A 15,994-nucleotide genomic window follows, 5' to 3' on the forward strand; every position below is an offset into this window, starting at 1 on the left:
CGATGCCGACGGCCTTTGTTGCGCCTTGTCGAAGGATTCCCGATCACGAGGCTTGCAATACCGGCGCGGGCCGCTAAAAGCCCGCTTAAAAGGCTCATGAGAGTCTGTCGGGTCTCTCCATCCTTCACCAGGAACGGTGCATGAAGCTTTTCGCGGGCAATTCCAATAGGGTGCTGGCCGAAGCGGTCGCTCGCTATCTCAACATCCCGCTGGGTAAGGCCAGCGTCAGGCGCTTCGCCGATCAGGAGATCTTCGTCGAGATCCAGGAGAACGTGCGCGGCGAGGATGTCTTCATCCTGCAGTCGACCTCCTATCCGACCAACGACCACCTGATGGAACTGCTCATCATGATGGACGCCTTCATGCGCTCCTCGGCAAGGCGCATCACGGCGGTCATCCCCTATTTCGGCTATGCCAGGCAGGACCGCCGCGCCTCCGGCCGCACGCCGATCTCGGCCAAGCTGGTCGCCAACATGATCACCCGGGCCGGCGCCGACCGTGTGCTGACGCTCGACCTGCATGCCGGCCAGATCCAGGGCTTCTTCGACATCCCGACCGACAATCTGTTCTCGGTGCCGGTGATGGCCCGCGACGTGAAGGCGAAATACAAGCAGCTCGGCAACGTCGTCGTCGTGTCACCCGACATCGGCGGCGTGGTGCGGGCGCGCGCGCTGGCCAAGCGCTTCGACGCTCAGCTCGCCATCGTCGACAAGCGCCGTGAACGCCCCGGCGAATCCGAGGTCATGAACATCATCGGCGCCGTGGCCGGCAAGGACTGCCTCTTGATCGACGACATCGTCGATTCCGGCGGCACGCTCTGCAACGCTGCCGACGCCCTGCTCGCCAACGGTGCCACCAGCGTCACCGCCTATATCACCCATGGCGTGCTCTCAGGCGGCGCCGTCACCCGCATCGCCGGCTCGAAGCTGCAGGAACTGGTGATCACCGATTCCATCCAGCCGAGCCAGGCCGTGCTCGACGCGCCCAACATCCGCGTCATCTCGATAGCCGACCTGATGGGCGAAGCCATTTCGCGCACGGCGACCGAGGAATCGGTCTCGAGCCTTTTCGACTAGAGCGCGGCGCCGCTGGCCTGAACTGAACCGGTCAGGCGCTTGCTGCCTTCGCCAGCCTCACGCGCGCCGCGCATATAACCGCGTGGCGAGGCCCCAAGCATGCGCTTGAACATGGTGATGAAGGCCGGCACGCTGTCGTAGCCGAGGTCGAGCGCCACCCTGGTGATCGGCTCGCCATCGGCAAGCCTGGGCAGCGCGGCGAACAGGCAGGCCTGCTGGCGCCATGTCGACAGCGACAGTCCGGTCTGGCGATGGAAGGCGCGGGTGAAGGAGCGCCGGCTCATGCCCGCGGCATCCGCCCATTCGTCGATCGTGGCATGCGGCGAAGGTGACGCCACGAAGCGCCGGCAGAGCGCCGCGAGCTTCGGGTCCGACGGGAAAGGCAGGCCAAGCGGCCGCTCCGGCAGGTTCGGGATCTCGTGCAGCAGAAGCCCCATGATCAGTCCCGCGCGCCCTTCGAGCTCGCCGCCCTGCGGCAGCTTCTCCGATTCCACGATCAGGCTGTGCATCAGCTCCGTGATGCCGACGACGCGTAAGCCCTCCGGCAAGCCGGGAATAGCATCCGGCATGACATAGACCGAGCGCATCGAGACATCGCCCAGCATCTCGACGGAATGCTCGATGCCGGCCGGTATCCACATCGCATGGTCGGGCGGGACCATCCAGCGGCCGTGCCTAGTCGTCACCAGCACCACGCCGACCAGCGCGTGCAGCAACTGGCTGCGGCTGTGGCGGTGCCGCGGCACGTGGTAACCGTCGGGATATTCGGTCGGCAACGCGACCGCCGGCCCGACAGCCTGCTCCAGCCATTGCCAGCGGCTTTCGTGCAGCCGGCCGAGCTCGGCGGCGTCGCCCCTGAAGATTTCCCGGCCATGCGGCATCGGATGTGGCCCACTTGCGAAACTATTGGACCAAACCACGAAAGAAGTCGCCATTCAAGTACATTATAAGGCGAGCGTCCTATCAGACTGCCTGCGGTTCGCCGCCAAAAAGACCACGGAGCATTGCCTTGACCGATACGACAGCCACCTCCGTCGCCGCACCGGCGACGGCAAGCAACATCTCGGTGCAAGCCACGGCCTTCACCGTCATTCTTGCGGTGAGCTTCTGCCACTGCGTCAACGACATCATGCAGTCGCTGCTTTCGGCTATCTATCCGCTGCTTAAGGACAATTACGGTCTCGATTTCTGGCAGATCGGCCTTTTGACCTTCACCTTCCAGGTTACGGCTTCGCTGCTGCAGCCGGTGATCGGCATGGTCACCGACAAGCGGCCGATGCCCTATTCCTTGCCTTGGGGCATGGCCTCGTCGCTGGTCGGGCTGGTGGTGCTCGCTCATGCCGGCCATTACTGGCTGCTCCTGATCGGCGCCTCGCTGATCGGCATCGGCTCGGCGATCTTCCATCCGGAATCCTCGCGCATCGCCCGCTTCGCCTCCGGCGGCCGCTTCGGCCTGGCGCAATCGCTGTTCCAGGTCGGCGGCAATTTCGGCCAGGCGATGGGACCGCTGCTCGCCGCCTTCATCGTCGTGCCTTTCGGCCAGACCAGCATCTCCTGGTTCGCCGTCGGCTCGCTGATCGGCATCATCGTTCTGTGGCAGGTCGGCGGCTGGTACAGCCGGCTGCGCGCCACGATGGCCACCCGCAAGCAGGCGGCCCACGTCTCGCCCTTCCCGCGCAGCAAGGTCATGTGGGCATTGGCGGTGCTGACGCTGCTGGTGCTGACCAAGAACGCCTATATCGCCTCGCTCTCCAGCTACTACACCTTCTACGCCATCCATAAGTTCGGCGTTTCGGTGCAGATGTCGCAGGTGATGCTGTTCCTGTTCCTCGGCGCCTCGGCGCTTGGCATCCTGCTCGGCGGCCCGTTCGGCGACCGCTACGGCCAGAAGGCGATGATCTGGTTCTCGATCGTCGGCGTGCTGCCGTTCACCCTGGCGCTGCCTTACGCCAATCTGGAATGGACGATGGTGCTCACCGTGCTGATCGGCCTGATCCTGTCGTCGGCCTTCTCCAACATCGTCGTCTTCGCGCAGGAGCTGGTCCCCGGCCGCGTCGGCATGATCGCCGGCATCTTCTTCGGCTTCGCCTTCGGCATGGGCGGCATCGCCGCGGCGGTGCTCGGCATCATCGCCGACGTGAAGGGCATCGACTTCGTCTACCAGATCTGCTCGTACCTGCCCTTCCTCGGCCTGCTCACCGTGTTCTTGCCGAACATGAGGGAAGCCCGGAAGGCTGGATAGGCAAAGTCTTTGGCTGGCGGGCAGGTTAGCGCTAGGCCGTCGCCGCCAACTCGATCAGCCCTGCCGCGAGTTCCGCCGCCTCGTCGTCGTTGCCGACCGAAGCGAGCGCTCGCCATGTGTGGAAATTGATGACTGCGCGTACTGCGGCATTCACGTATCTCTGCCGCTCGCCACTGGTCGCGGTTGTTTCCGCCAGAATCCGGTGGACGGCATCGATGTACCGTCCGAGCCCTTGATCGAGGATTTGCTTGAGGGCCGGTCGCAACTCCGCGTCCCGCAGAACGTTGGCCGTCATCGGCTCCGTCTCCCGATACCATGCGTAAAGGTCTTGCAAAACGCGGCGCCGGCGCATGGGCAGTTCCTTGATCGCCAGCCACACCGCCGGGTCAGGCGCCGGATGAAGTGTACGCCAGTGAGATGAGCAAGCGGCAAGCAGCGACTGCTCGTCGGGGAAATGGTCATAGACGGTTACCCGCTGCACACCGGCGCGACTGGCGATTTCGCTGATCTGCGTCGCCGCCGGTCCGACGGTGCGATGGAGTTCGATCGTCGCATCCAGAATCGATTGCCGCGTCTCCGCTGCGCGCTCGGCACGCTTCTTCTGCTGGTATTTTCGCGTGCTCATAATTTCGCCTTACATCATGTTAGATGAAACTTGACAGCTTTCATGTGGTCATGCATTATCAGCTTACAACGTGTAAGATGAAAAGGAAAAGCGAAATGGAAACCGCTCGCAGCGTGCTCGGCTCCGATGAGGGCCAGCTCGTACATCTCTTTGCTCTTGGTGCTCGCTACATGATTGATGGCGACACGACCAATCGGGCATTCAGTCTCGTCGAACATCGATTGCCGGCGCGAGCTCTCGGCGCACCATTACACACGCACCGCAACGAGGACGAATACTCCTACATCCTTGAAGGCCGCATCGGACTGCAGCTTGGCGAGGACCTATTGGTGGCCGGACCGGGAGACCTGGTCATGAAGCCGCGCGGCATCCCGCACGCCTTTTGGAACGCCGGTGACGAGGAGGCGCGCCTGCTCGAGTTGATATCGCCAGCCGGGTTCGAAGGATATTTTCGCGAACTGGCACCGCTGCTGGCCGCTCAGCCTATGGACGAGGCTGCAATCGGCGAGATTGTCGCCCGCTATCAACTCGATATCGACTTCAGCAGCATCCCCGTCCTCGCCGAGCGGCACGGGCTGCGTCTCGGATAGATCGGATTCATCCGCTCGCATGAAGGAAGCGCGGAAGGCCTAGGCTGAAGCTGCAATCCGATGAACCTGAGTTTCCTATGAGAAAGCACCCGCCCCGGGGCGGGTGCTTTGTTTTTGCCTATGGAACCTAAGCCTTGAAGAAGGCAAAGAGGTCGGCGTTGATCACGTCGGCGTGGGTCGTGGCCATGCCGTGCGGAAAACCCTTGTACACCTTGAGCTCACCCTTCTTGAGCAGCTTGATCGAAAGCAGCGCCGAATCCGCGATCGGAACGATCTGGTCGTCGTCGCCATGCATGACCAGCACCGGCACATCGATCTTCTTCAGGTCCTCGGAGAAGTCAGTCTCGGAGAACGCCTTGATGCAGTCGTAATGCGCCTTGGCGCCGCCCATCATGCCTTGGCGCCACCAATTGTCGATCACGCCCTCCGACACCGTCGCGCCCGGACGGTTGAAGCCGTAGAACGGACCGGCCGGAACGTCGCGGAAGAACTGGGCGCGGTTGGCAGTCAGCGCCGCGCGGAAACCGTCGAACACCCCGATCGGCAGGCCGCCGGGATTGGCATCGGTCTTGAGCATGATCGGCGGCACTGCGCCGATCAGCACGGCCTTGGCGACGCGGCCGCCGGAACCATACTGGGCGACATAGCGCGCCACCTCGCCGCCGCCGGTCGAATGCCCGACATGGATGGCGTCCTTGAGGTCGAGATGCGCGGTCAGCGCCGCCACGTCGGCGGCATAGGTGTCCATCTCGTTGCCGGTGTCGGTCTGGCTGGAGCGGCCATGTCCGCGGCGGTCATGCGCGATGGCGCGATAGCCCTTGGACAGGAAGAACAGCATCTGGGCGTCCCAGTCGTCGCTGCTCAACGGCCAGCCATGGTGGAAGACGATCGGCTGACCGGTCCCCCAGTCCTTGTAGAAGATCTGCGTTCCGTCCTTGGTGGTGATCGTGCCGCTGCCGGAGCCGGCCTTGGTCTGCGAAGCTTCAGTCATCTCCATCTCCTATGTAATTTTCGCCATAAATAATATCGCGATAAGGATATGCGTAACGTCTTCGAGCTCGCTTGTCCATAAAATATGTATCACGATAATATTTTCCGTGGTACATGATCGGTGCTCAGTCGGCAAAAGGAACGCGTCGTGCCTCTTCCCTTGGACAATCAGCTCTGTTTCACGCTTTACGCCACCAGCATGACAATCAATCGTACCTACAAGCCGATGCTGGACGAGATGGGGATCACGTATCCGCAATATCTGGTGCTGAACGCGCTCAGCGAGGCGGACGGCATATCAGTGGGCAGCATCGCGCACCGGCTCGCCCTGGAATCGAGCACCATTACGCCGCTGGTGAAGCGAATGGAACAGGCTGGCCTGCTCACCCGCCAGCGCAGCCAGACCGATGAGCGTCAGGTGCAGGTCGATCTGACACCCGCCGGACGCAAGCTGCTTGTCCGGTGCAATTGCCTCAACGAGACGCTGATCGAGCGCTCGGGCATGACGCTGGCTGAGCTCGATGCCCTGAACCGGCAAATCCAAACGTTGCGCGATGCGCTGAACAGCGGCGAAACTGCCGACGTCGCCTAAGGTGTGTTGTGTTGAGATTCAGGTAAGGCCGGCACCGCCTGAATTTCAAAGCCTCAATGCAGGCCGAACTCGCGCAGCAATTCCTCGCGGTAGCGCACGAAGCGGCTTTCGCTGCGGTCGCGCGGGCGTGGAAGATCCACATCGATGAGCCGCTCCGCGCCGCCCTTCTCCTTGGGCAGGATCAGCACCCGGTCGGCGAGATAGATCGCCTCTTCCAGGTCATGGGTGACTACGACCATGGTGACGTTCTCCTCATTCCAGATGCGCGCCAGTTCCTCCTGCATGGAGATCTTGGTCATGGCGTCGAGAGCCCCGAGCGGCTCGTCGAGCAGCAGGATCTCGGGCTGCACCGTCAGCGCCCGCGCGATGCCGACGCGCTGCGCCATGCCACCGGAAAGCTGCCTTGGATAGGCATCGGCGAACTCGGCAAGGCCGACCAGCGCGATATAGAAGCGCGCACGCTTCTCGGCTTCCGCCTTGGATACGCCGCGCACTTCGAGGCCGAAAGCGACATTGCCGAGCACGGTCAGCCAGGGCAGCAGGCGCGGCTCCTGGAAGATCACCGCCCGTTCCTCGCCGACGCCCTCGATCTCTCTCCCGTCGATCGCGACGGCGCCGCCATCGGCCCGCTCCAGCCCGGCCAGGATGCGCAGCAGCGTCGTCTTGCCGGAGCCGCTGGCGCCGACGATGACGAGGCATTCGCCGGAGCGGATGTCGAGATTGAGCGAGCGCAGCACCGCAAGCTGGCGCCCGCCGAGGCTGAAGGATTTCGACAGGTCGCGTATCGTGACCTCGCCGCCGCGTGCGATAGCCATGGCGCCAGCCTCCTTGCTCAGTTGGTCTTGGTTTCGCCGGGGCGGTAGAGGATGTCGGCAGCCTTGAGCTTGCCCTTCGGCAAACGGCCGTCACGCTCGAGGATGCTCACCCAGAAGTCGACGTCGCGGTCGGTCACCGCCGCCTTTTCGCGCAAGCCGAAGCCCGTCCAGTAGCGCGCCAGCTCGCCATTCTCGCCGCGTTTGTTGAGGACATCGGCGAGCACCTTGCGCGCCTCGTCCGGATTTTGCCGCGACCAGTCGGCGGCGCGCGCCGACTGTTCGACGAAGTTGCGGGCGGCGTCGGGATTGGCCGCGATGAAATCGCGCCGCAGCACGATGAAACCGCCGGCGATCTCGCCGAGCACATCGGTGTCGTTGAAAACGCCGCGCACGCCGCCATTGCTGACCAGCTGGCCGGCGAAGGTTGCCTGCCAATAGCCGAGGCCCGCGACATCGACCTGGTGCGAGCGCAAGGTCTGCTCGAGCTGCGGCCCCGGCACCACGACGAGCTTTGCGGCGTCCGGCGGCAGGCCGATGCCGTGCAGCGCCTCGCGCACCGTATAGTCGAGATGAGCGCCGAGCGTGTTGACCGAGATCGTCTTGCCGGCAATGTCGGCGATCGATTTGATCGGGCTGTCCTCGAGCACGTAGAAGACGCTTTTGACTTGGCTGTTGATGCCGTTGCTCGGATAGGCGGCGACGAAGTCGTTGCCGCCGGCGATGGAGTTGATCACGGCCGGCGTCGCAGCCGAGCCAAGGTCGACGCTGCCGGAAGCGAGCGCGAAGAGCGACTCCGGGCCGCCCGCGGCATAGCCGACATTCTCGAGCTCGATGCCGAGGCCCTTGAAATAGCCGAGCTCAGCGGCGAGCTCATGCGGGGAGAAGCTGCCGCGGCTGGCGAGATAGCGGATTTTGATGGAAGCGGCTTGCGAGCGCGCGATCGAAGGCAGGCCGGCGGCGATGATGCTGGCGGCAAGCGGGGCACGCAGGAGAAGCGAACGTCGTGTGATGGTCATGGTCCGGCCTTTCATGGTTTCAGGAACGACGGTGAAAGATTGGCGACTTAGCCGACGGTGCTGCTCCAGCGGCAGAGCCGCCGCTGCAGGCTGACCAGCGCCTGGTTGGCGATCAGGCCGAGCGCTGCGAGGATGACGATCGCCGCGAACATCAGCGGGATCTGGAAGTTGTACTGCGCATTCATCACCTGGAAGCCGATGCCCTTGTTGGCGCCGATCATTTCCGAGGCGATGAGCAGCAGCAGCGCGGTGGTGGCGCCGAGCCTCAAGCCGACGAAGATCGAGGGCACGGCGCCCGGCAAAACGACGCGGCGGAATATGGTCAGCCGCCGGGCGCCATAGACCCGCGCCATCTCGAGCAGCTTCGGATCGACCTCCTTGACGCCGCTGATCGTGTTGAGCAGCAGCGGAAACAGCGTCGCCCAGAAGATGACGAAGACCTTAGAGGCCTCGCCCAGTCCGAGCAGAAGGATGAACACCGGGTAGAGCGCCAGCGCCGAGGTCTGGCGGAAGAGCTGCAGGATCGGGTCGAGCGCGGTTTCCACGGCCCGCACCTGGCCCATGACCAGACCGAGCGGGATAGCGACGACGACGGCCGCCGCGAAGGCAAGGCCGGCGCGCTGCAGGCTGATGGCGATATCACCGAGCAGGCTGCCGCCGGCGAGCCCCTTCCACAGCGCTACGACAATCGTGTCGATCGGCGGCAGCACCGCTGCGTTGACCCAGCCGGCGCTCGCCGCCGCCTGCCACAGCGCGAGGAAGCCGAGAAGCACGCCATAGCGCGACAGGATCCGCGCCGAGGCGCGACCGGCCAGCCGCACGGCCTCCGTCCCGAAGCCGTTGCCGCCGTTGCGCCCGCCGATGCCGATTGGACGTTCGATGTGCTGCAAAGTCATCGTCTTGCCTTTCCTTTTCAGGGGATCATTCGGCGGCGAGCACGGTCGAGCGGGCAACCGTCCACGGATTCTCCGGCCGCCTGAGGCCGAGATTTTCGCGCAGCGTCCTGCCTTCGTAGGCGGTGCGGAACAGGCCGCGCCGCTGCAATTCGGGGACCACCAGATCGACGAAATCGTCGAGCGCGCCGGGCAGCCATGGCGGCAGGATGTTGAAGCCGTCGGCGGCTTCGCTGGTGAACCATTCCTCCAGCTGATCGGCGATCTGGGTGGCGCTGCCGATCACCGTGTAATGGCCGCGCGCGGTCGCCACCCACTGATAGAGCTGGCGGATCGTAAAATTGTGCTCGTCGGCGATCTGGCGGATCAGCGCCTGCCGGCTCTTCATGCCTTCGGTTTCTTTGCTCGGCGGCAGCGGCCCGTCGAGCGGATAGTCCCGGAGGTCGAGCGTCTGGCCGGCAAGCGCGTTGAGCAGCGCCACGCCATCTTCCGGCAGGATCAGGTCGTTCAATTGCTGGTATTTGGCGCGGGCTTCCTCTTCGGTGCGGCCGACGAAAGGCGCCACGCCCGGCATGATCAGCACCTGCGTCGGATCGCGGCCGGCCGCCGCCACGCGCGCCTTGATGTCGCGATAGAATTCCTGCGCGGAGGCGAGGTTCTGATGCGCTGTGAAGATTACCTCGGCCGAGGCCGCGGCTAACCCGCGGCCGTCCTCGGACTGGCCTGCCTGCACCACCACGGGGTGCCCTTGCACGGGGCGCGGCACGTTGAGCGGCCCCTTGACGCTGAAATGCTCGCCCTTGTGATTGATGTCGTGCAGTCTGTCCTTGTCGTAGAAGCGGCCGGTCTTCTTGTCGCGGATGAAGGCGTCGTCTTCCCAGCTGTCCCACAGCGCCTTGACGGTTTCGACATGCTCATGCGCCCTTGCATAGCGCTCGGCGTGGCTGGGCTGGACGTCGCGGTTGAAGTTGCGCGCCGTGTCGTCGCCCGCCGAAGTGACGACGTTCCAGCCGGCGCGGCCGTTCGACAGAAGGTCGAGCGAAGCGAATTTGCGGGCGAGCGTGTATGGTTCCTCATAGGTGGTCGAGGCCGTGGCGATGAAGCCGAGATGGGTGGTGAGCGGCGCCAGCGCCGCAAACAGCGTGACCGGCTCGAAACCGGCGATCTTGGCGTTGCCGCCCTCGCGGGCGCCGAGGCCGACCGTCAGATTGTCGGCCAGGAAATAGGCGTCGAACAGGCCGCGCTCGGCGGTCAGCGCGAGCTTTCTGTGGAACTCGAAATTGGTCGCGCCGTCGGCCGGCGAGTCCGGGTGGCGCCAGGCAGCGACATGCTGGCCGCCGCCCGGCAGGAAGGCGCCGAGCTTGATCTGTCTGGGCTGGCTGGGGATGGTCATGGCTGATCCTTCCGTTCGGAAAACGACTGCTTCGGAGTCAGGCGGCGAGGCCGACGCTGCGGGTGGCGCCGACGACTTTGACGACCTCGGCGACGGCCTGGCGGGAACGGGCATGGATGGCTTCCGACACCAGCACGCCATCGGCAAAATCCTTGTCGGAGGCGTAGATCGCGGTCGGTATTGTCAGCGCTTCGAAGAAGCCGAACAGCGGCCGAAGCTGGTGCTCGACGATCAGCGAATGACGCTCGCCGCCGCCGGTCGCTGCCAGAACGACCGGTTTTCCACGCAGTGACGATGGGTCGAGAAGATCGAACAAGTGCTTGAAAAGGCCGGTATAACTGCCTTTGAAGGTGGGCGACCCCGCCACCACCACATCGGCATTGACCAGTTGATCGATGATGGCGCGAGCGGTCGCGTCGAGATCGCCGAGGCGGCGTGCCGCAGGAAAGGATGAACCGAGGTCTTCGATGTCGAAGACTGCCGGGGCCGCACCGATCCGGCCTGCCACCTCGCCGGCAATATGGCTGATGAATGACTTGGTCTTCGACGGTCGGGTCAGGTTGCCGGATATCCCCACCACCAGCTTCTTCGTCATCTCGGCTCTCCTCGTGGCATTTATTCATTAAGACTACCGATTTTATAGAATTAAATGAGCGAGAAGATTTCAAAACGGGCCCGGCAGAGGGATTGAGTTTGCGTCCTTTCGCCGTTCAATGGTTCAGCGGATCCAGAGTCCGGGCCATGCTCGCAACGCCAAGACGGCGCGGCTATCGGCCATTTCCGCTACGGGTCGGCCGGCCGCCTCGGCGGCGATCCCTCAAAAAGGGCGGTTCAAATGGGGCTCAGTCCGGCTCGGCCTCGCTGTTGACCAGTGGCAGTGGCGGCGCTTCCAGCCCATGGAACGGATCGCGCCAGGCATCGATGTCCTCGAGCCGGCGATACCAGCGGCTGATGGACGGATAGTCGTCGAGCGGCAACCTGGCGACATCGTTGAACGCGAGAAACGTCGCCATGCGGAAGTCGGCATAGGAGACGGAATTGCCTACCAGCCACTCCCTTTTCGAAAGCACGACATCGAGGATGGCAGCCGCCATGTGGAACAGCCACAGCCCCTCCTCGACCAGGGCCTTGTCGATCGGTCCCAGCCTCCAGCGCTGTTTCGTGCCACGCTCGAAATGCACCATGTCGCAGGCCCTGGCGAAATTCTCCTTGCCCCAGCTTATCCAACGGATCATCTCTGGCTCGTCATCGCCGCCGCGCCAGAAATCGGAACGCATGTCGCGCGAGAGCCGGCAGGCGATCGCGTCTGTTTCCCACAGGCTCCATCCCGGGCCGACCAGTATCGGCAAGGTCAAATTGGGGTTCAGCGCGCGATAGCGCTCGGCCTGCCCCGGCGCCGTCGGCGAGGCGAATTCAAAGGCGATATCCGCCTTCAGATAGCGCGCCGCCGCGACCGCGAGGCGGGGATTGGGATTGCGGCTGAACAGAAGTTTCATGTCGATCTCCAAAAGTTCTTCGAATGCCTGCCAAGGACGATTGAAACCTGCCCGATGCGACATGACGGGCGCAGACGGAGACCCCGGCGCAACCCGCCATATCCAATTTGCACCGGCCGGTGGCGTCGACTATGCTCTGTCCGTCAGGCCAGATGTTTGCGTAGACCTTGGCTGAGGCTTGCGGTTCAACGGCTTGCGCCCCTCGCCGCCTTCCGCTATAGAGCCGCCACCCGCGTAGACACCCTTGGAGGCAACGCGGAGGAAGGCCGGCCAGGCCTGCATGATCCCCAGACGCATTTGGATCGCCAAACGCATCGGACAGATCGTGCAAGGCCGCGACGGCTTTCGACGTTTACGGACGGGCTTGCCCGCCGCGAACGCTCCATAACACGCGAAAGGAAATGCCATGAGCCACGAGGCTTACGAGCTCAAGGCCGAAGCGCGCGAACAGGTCGGTAAGGGGTCCGCCCGTGCAGTTCGCCGCAACGGTAAAGTGCCTGCAGTTATTTACGGCGACAAGCAGCCCCCCCTGGCGATTGCGCTCAACTACAAGGACGTCTTCTACAAGATCCACGGCGGCGGGTTCCTGACCACGATCGCCACGATCGATGTCGATGGCAAGAAGATCCAGGTACTGCCGAAGGACTTCCAGCTCGATCCGGTCAAGGACTTCCCGGTCCATGTCGACTTCCTGCGCATCGGCAAGGACACCGAGGTCAATGTCGACGTGCCCGTCCACTTCATTAATGAAGAGAAGTCGCCCGGCATCAAGCGCGGCGGCGTGCTCAACATCGTGCGTCACGAAGTCGAGTTCCACTGCCCGGCCAATGCGATCCCGGAATTCATCACCGTCGATCTCACCGGCACCGAAATCGGCGACTCGATCCACATTTCGGCGGTTGCCCTGCCGGCCGGCGTCAAGTCGGTGATCTCCGATCGCGACTTCACCATCGCGACCATTGCCGGTTCCGCGGCAATGAAGCCGGAGACCGAGGAGACTGCCGAAGCAGAAGCGCCTGAAGCTGAGGCCGCTGAGGCCGAAGAGAAGTAATTTTCTGCCTGGAGTCGACGATGCTTGTTTTTGCAGGCCTCGGCAATCCGGGCGCGAAATATCAGAACAACCGGCACAATGTCGGCTTCATGGCGGCGGACGCGATTGCCCGCCGCCATTCCTTTTCGCCCTGGTCGAAGAAATTCCAGGGGCTGATTTCGGAAGGCACGCTCGGCGGCGAGAAGGTCCTTTTGATCAAGCCGCAGACCTTCATGAACCTGTCCGGACAGTCGGTCGGCGAGGCGCTGCGCTTCTACAAGCTCGACGCTGCCGCCCTCACCGTCTTCTACGACGAGATCGACCTTGCCGCAGGCAAGGTCAGGGTCAAGGTGGGCGGCGGCTCCGGCGGCCACAACGGCATCCGTTCGCTCGACCAGCATGTCGGCAACGCCTATCGCCGCGTGCGCATCGGTGTCGGCCATCCCGGCGTCAAGGAGATGGTGCACGGCCATGTGCTCGGCGACTTCGCCAAGGGCGATCGTGAGTGGCTCGATGTTCTGCTCGACGCGATCGCCGATGACGCAGGCTTGCTTGCCAAGGGCGACGACAATTCCTTCATGAACCGCATCACGCTCGCGCTGCGCGACAAGCTCGTCCCGACCGGCGACGACGACCGGCCGCCACCGAAGGCGCCGAAACAGCAGAGCCACATCCGCCAAGCACGCCCGCAGCAGCCGCCGGCGAAGGTTCCCGAAAGTGGACCGATGGCCGCCATGCTGAAGAAGCTGTTCGGCAAGGACTAATGCATGTCGCCCAACAGTGCGCAGCGGTTTTGGGAGAACGACATGCATCAAAACAAGGACTTAAAGCGCGTCGCCCGACTCCGTTTCAACGCGACGCGCTTTAGGCTCAGTCACGATCAGGGCATGGGGCTTGACGTTCGTCGTCCCTTTCGCCCATAGCCCTCACCAAAATCAAATTCCCGATAGGACCGGACAAGATGGGTTTCAAATGTGGCATCGTTGGCTTGCCCAACGTCGGCAAGTCGACGCTGTTCAACGCGTTGACCAGGACGGCCGCCGCGCAGGCCGCCAACTATCCTTTCTGCACCATCGAGCCGAACACCGGGGAAGTGGCGGTGCCGGACCCGCGCCTGCAGAAGATCGCGGCGATCGGCAAGTCGAAGGAGATCATCCCGACCCGCATCTTCTTCGTCGACATTGCCGGCCTGGTGCGCGGCGCCTCCAAGGGCGAAGGGCTGGGCAACCAGTTCCTCGCCAATATCCGCGAAGTCGACGCCATCGTCCATGTCCTGCGCTGCTTCGAGGATGACGACATCACCCATGTCGAAGGCCGCATCGATCCGGTCGCCGACGCCGAGACCGTCGAGACCGAGCTGATGCTTGCCGACCTCGAAAGCCTGGAGCGCCGCATCGTCCAGGTCCGCAAGCGCGCCTCGGGTAAGGACAAGGAAGCAATGGCCGTGCTGCCGATGATGGAGGCAGCGCTCGAATTGCTGCAGGCCGGCAAGCCGACGCGCTTCCTGCTCAAGGGCATCGCGCCGGAGGACCTGCGCATCCTGCAGGGGCTGAACCTGTTGACGTCGCATCCCGTTCTCTACGTCTGCAACGTCGCCGAGGCCGACGCCGCCACCGGCAACGCGCACACGCAAGCGGTGGAGAAGATGGCTGCCGCGCAAGGCGCCGGCACGGTGGTGATCTCGGCGGCGATCGAGGCGGAAGTCGCTCAGCTTTCCGACGAGGAGGAAATGGAATTCCTTGCCTCGATCGGCCTGGATGAGCCGGGCCTCAACAAGGTGATCCGCGCCGGCTACGAACTGTTGCAGCTCATCACCTATTTCACCGTCGGGCCGAAGGAGACGCGCGCCTGGACGATCCACAAAGGCGATAAGGCACCGCAGGCGGCCGGCGTCATCCACACCGATTTCGAACGCGGCTTCATCCGCGCCCAGACGATCTCCTACAACGACTTCGTCACGCTGGGCGGCGAAGTGGCGGCCAAGGAAGCCGGCAAGGCGCGCGACGAAGGCAAGGAATATGTCGTCCAGGACGGCGACATCATGCTGTTCAAGTTCAACACCTGACAATCTCGGCGGATCGGTTGCGGAGTCGGCCCGCCTTGGGCCGGGCACACTTGTCGCGCGTCTTGACCTGGCAAGATCGCGGGTCTAATCCGCTGGTGCTCGCGGGCTCCTCGAAGCCCATGCAATCCTGACGACGCTTCGAAATCTCTTTGGTCCAGCAAGGGAGACCCGGCGATGATCAAGGCCTTCGTCGTGGACAATGATCGCCTGCGCGTCACTGACAACCTCGCCGCGGACGGCGACAGGGTCGTCTGGGCGGACCTTTTCAATCCGACCAAGGAGGAAGAGGCCGCCATCGAGAGCTGGCTGGGCATCGCCATCCCGACGCGCGAGGAGATGGAAGAGATCGAGATCTCCAGCCGCCTCTATGTCGAGGACGGCGGCTACTTCATGACCGCCGTGCTGCCGGCCCAGACCGAGGTCGACGACCCGTTGATGTCGCCGGTGACTTTCGCGCTGGCCGGCAAGAGGCTGATCACCATCCGCTATCACGAGCCGAAGGCCTTCAAGACCTTCCCGCTGCGCGCCGAAAAGGTGGCGACCGGCTGCACCAGCGGCGACACCATCCTGATCGGCCTGCTGGAAGCGATCGTCGACCGCCTCGCCGACATCCTCGAGCGCGCCGGGCGCGATGTGGAGGCGATCTCGCGCGACATCTTCGAGGCGCGCTCGACCAAGGCCTCGAAGCGCAACCGCGATTTCCAGGAGCTGCTCAAGGGCATCGGCCGCAAGGAGGATCTCGCGTCCTCCGTCCGCGACAGCCTGATCTCGCTGCAGCGCCTGGCCGGCTTTCTCGCCCATGTCGCGGCCCAGACCAAGATGAGCAAGGATGTGCGGGCCCGCATCAAGACGCTGTCGCGCGACGTGCTGTCGCTCGCCGACCACGCCACCTTCCTGTCGCAGAAGATCTCCTTCCTGCTCGACGCCACGCTCGGCATGATCTCGATCGAGCAGAACGCCATCATCAAGATCTTCTCGGTCGCCGCCGTCATCTTCCTGCCGCCGACCCTGGTCGCCTCGATCTATGGCATGAATTTCGACATCATCCCCGAGCTCAAATGGGAATTCGGCTATCCCTTTGCCATCGGCCTGATGGTGGTCTCGGCGATCCTGCCCTTCTGGTATTTCCGCCGCCGCGGCTGGCTCTGACACTTCCAGCCGGAAACGACTG

The 15,994-nt window shown here is 63.6% G+C and carries 17 protein-coding genes; 8 read left to right on the plus strand and 9 right to left on the minus strand.

Annotated elements, in window-relative coordinates:
• The first annotated feature begins 140 nt into the window (after window positions 1–140).
• Entirely contained in the window at window positions 141–1,076 is a 936-nt protein-coding gene (locus AU465_RS30295; RefSeq protein WP_149790843.1) for a ribose-phosphate pyrophosphokinase, read from the plus strand.
• On the opposite strand, the gene AU465_RS30300 is transcribed toward AU465_RS30295, so the two are convergent.
• Window positions 1,073–1,957: an AraC family transcriptional regulator gene (locus AU465_RS30300; RefSeq protein ID WP_192256217.1), complete on the minus strand. Its 885-nt coding sequence runs from the start codon at window positions 1,955–1,957 to the stop codon at window positions 1,073–1,075. The two genes, AU465_RS30295 and AU465_RS30300, sit on opposite strands and share 4 nt — an antisense overlap.
• 128 nt (window positions 1,958–2,085) lie before the next feature.
• Between AU465_RS30300 and AU465_RS30305 the strand changes: the two genes are divergently transcribed.
• Window positions 2,086–3,318 (plus strand): MFS transporter, encoded by a 1,233-nt coding sequence (locus AU465_RS30305; RefSeq protein ID WP_192256219.1) that lies wholly within the window; start codon window positions 2,086–2,088, stop codon window positions 3,316–3,318.
• 31 nt (window positions 3,319–3,349) lie between these two features.
• Here AU465_RS30305 and AU465_RS30310 read toward each other — a convergent pair whose 3' ends face one another.
• Window positions 3,350–3,943: a TetR/AcrR family transcriptional regulator gene (locus AU465_RS30310; protein WP_192256221.1), complete on the minus strand. Its 594-nt coding sequence runs from the start codon at window positions 3,941–3,943 to the stop codon at window positions 3,350–3,352.
• A gap of 95 nt (window positions 3,944–4,038) precedes the next feature.
• Here AU465_RS30310 and AU465_RS30315 point away from each other — a divergent pair, with 95 nt between their 5' ends.
• Window positions 4,039–4,533 (plus strand): cupin domain-containing protein, encoded by a 495-nt coding sequence (locus tag AU465_RS30315; protein WP_192256223.1) that lies wholly within the window; start codon window positions 4,039–4,041, stop codon window positions 4,531–4,533.
• A gap of 127 nt (window positions 4,534–4,660) precedes the next feature.
• Here the strand turns inward: AU465_RS30315 and AU465_RS30320 are convergent, their stop codons facing one another.
• Complete coding sequence (locus AU465_RS30320) at window positions 4,661–5,524, minus strand: alpha/beta fold hydrolase (protein ID WP_192256225.1); 864 nt, start codon at window positions 5,522–5,524, stop codon at window positions 4,661–4,663.
• Window positions 5,525–5,671: 147 nt separating this feature from the next.
• Here AU465_RS30320 and AU465_RS30325 point away from each other — a divergent pair, with 147 nt between their 5' ends.
• Complete coding sequence (locus AU465_RS30325) at window positions 5,672–6,115, plus strand: MarR family winged helix-turn-helix transcriptional regulator (RefSeq protein ID WP_192256227.1); 444 nt, start codon at window positions 5,672–5,674, stop codon at window positions 6,113–6,115.
• 53 nt (window positions 6,116–6,168) lie between these two features.
• Here AU465_RS30325 and AU465_RS30330 read toward each other — a convergent pair whose 3' ends face one another.
• From AU465_RS30330 to AU465_RS30355, 6 genes are all read right to left on the minus strand, one after another.
• Window positions 6,169–6,930 (minus strand): ABC transporter ATP-binding protein, encoded by a 762-nt coding sequence (locus AU465_RS30330; RefSeq protein ID WP_192256229.1) that lies wholly within the window; start codon window positions 6,928–6,930, stop codon window positions 6,169–6,171.
• Between the two features lie 17 nt (window positions 6,931–6,947).
• Window positions 6,948–7,946, minus strand: a complete 999-nt coding sequence (locus tag AU465_RS30335) for an ABC transporter substrate-binding protein (protein ID WP_192256231.1) — start codon at window positions 7,944–7,946, stop codon at window positions 6,948–6,950.
• 47 nt (window positions 7,947–7,993) lie between these two features.
• Entirely contained in the window at window positions 7,994–8,842 is an 849-nt protein-coding gene (locus AU465_RS30340) for an ABC transporter permease (RefSeq protein WP_192256233.1), read from the minus strand.
• 25 nt (window positions 8,843–8,867) lie between these two features.
• Entirely contained in the window at window positions 8,868–10,232 is a 1,365-nt protein-coding gene (locus AU465_RS30345) for an LLM class flavin-dependent oxidoreductase (protein ID WP_192256235.1), read from the minus strand.
• Window positions 10,233–10,269: 37 nt separating this feature from the next.
• Entirely contained in the window at window positions 10,270–10,827 is a 558-nt protein-coding gene (msuE, locus tag AU465_RS30350) for an FMN reductase (RefSeq protein WP_192256237.1), read from the minus strand.
• 247 nt (window positions 10,828–11,074) lie between these two features.
• The gene (locus tag AU465_RS30355; RefSeq protein WP_192256239.1) at window positions 11,075–11,728 is read right to left on the minus strand and encodes a glutathione S-transferase family protein; all 654 of its coding nucleotides are present in this window, start codon (window positions 11,726–11,728) and stop codon (window positions 11,075–11,077) included.
• A 406-nt stretch (window positions 11,729–12,134) separates the two neighbouring features.
• On the opposite strand from AU465_RS30355, the gene AU465_RS30360 reads away from it, so the two are divergent.
• From AU465_RS30360 to corA, 4 genes are all read left to right on the plus strand, one after another.
• On the plus strand, window positions 12,135–12,779 hold the full coding sequence (locus AU465_RS30360; RefSeq protein WP_192256241.1) for a 50S ribosomal protein L25/general stress protein Ctc: 645 nt from the start codon (window positions 12,135–12,137) through the stop codon (window positions 12,777–12,779).
• A gap of 20 nt (window positions 12,780–12,799) precedes the next feature.
• Window positions 12,800–13,522 (plus strand): aminoacyl-tRNA hydrolase, encoded by a 723-nt coding sequence (gene pth, locus AU465_RS30365; protein WP_192256243.1) that lies wholly within the window; start codon window positions 12,800–12,802, stop codon window positions 13,520–13,522.
• A 197-nt stretch (window positions 13,523–13,719) separates the two neighbouring features.
• Window positions 13,720–14,823, plus strand: coding sequence for a redox-regulated ATPase YchF (gene ychF, locus AU465_RS30370; protein ID WP_192256245.1), 1,104 nt, complete (start codon window positions 13,720–13,722; stop codon window positions 14,821–14,823).
• A 174-nt stretch (window positions 14,824–14,997) separates the two neighbouring features.
• Window positions 14,998–15,972, plus strand: a complete 975-nt coding sequence (gene corA, locus AU465_RS30375; protein WP_192256247.1) for a magnesium/cobalt transporter CorA — start codon at window positions 14,998–15,000, stop codon at window positions 15,970–15,972.
• The last annotated feature ends 22 nt before the right edge of the window (window positions 15,973–15,994 follow it).

This window comes from Mesorhizobium silamurunense (assembly GCF_014843905.1).
In the GTDB taxonomy this organism is placed as follows: Bacteria; Pseudomonadota; Alphaproteobacteria; order Rhizobiales; family Rhizobiaceae; genus Mesorhizobium; species Mesorhizobium silamurunense.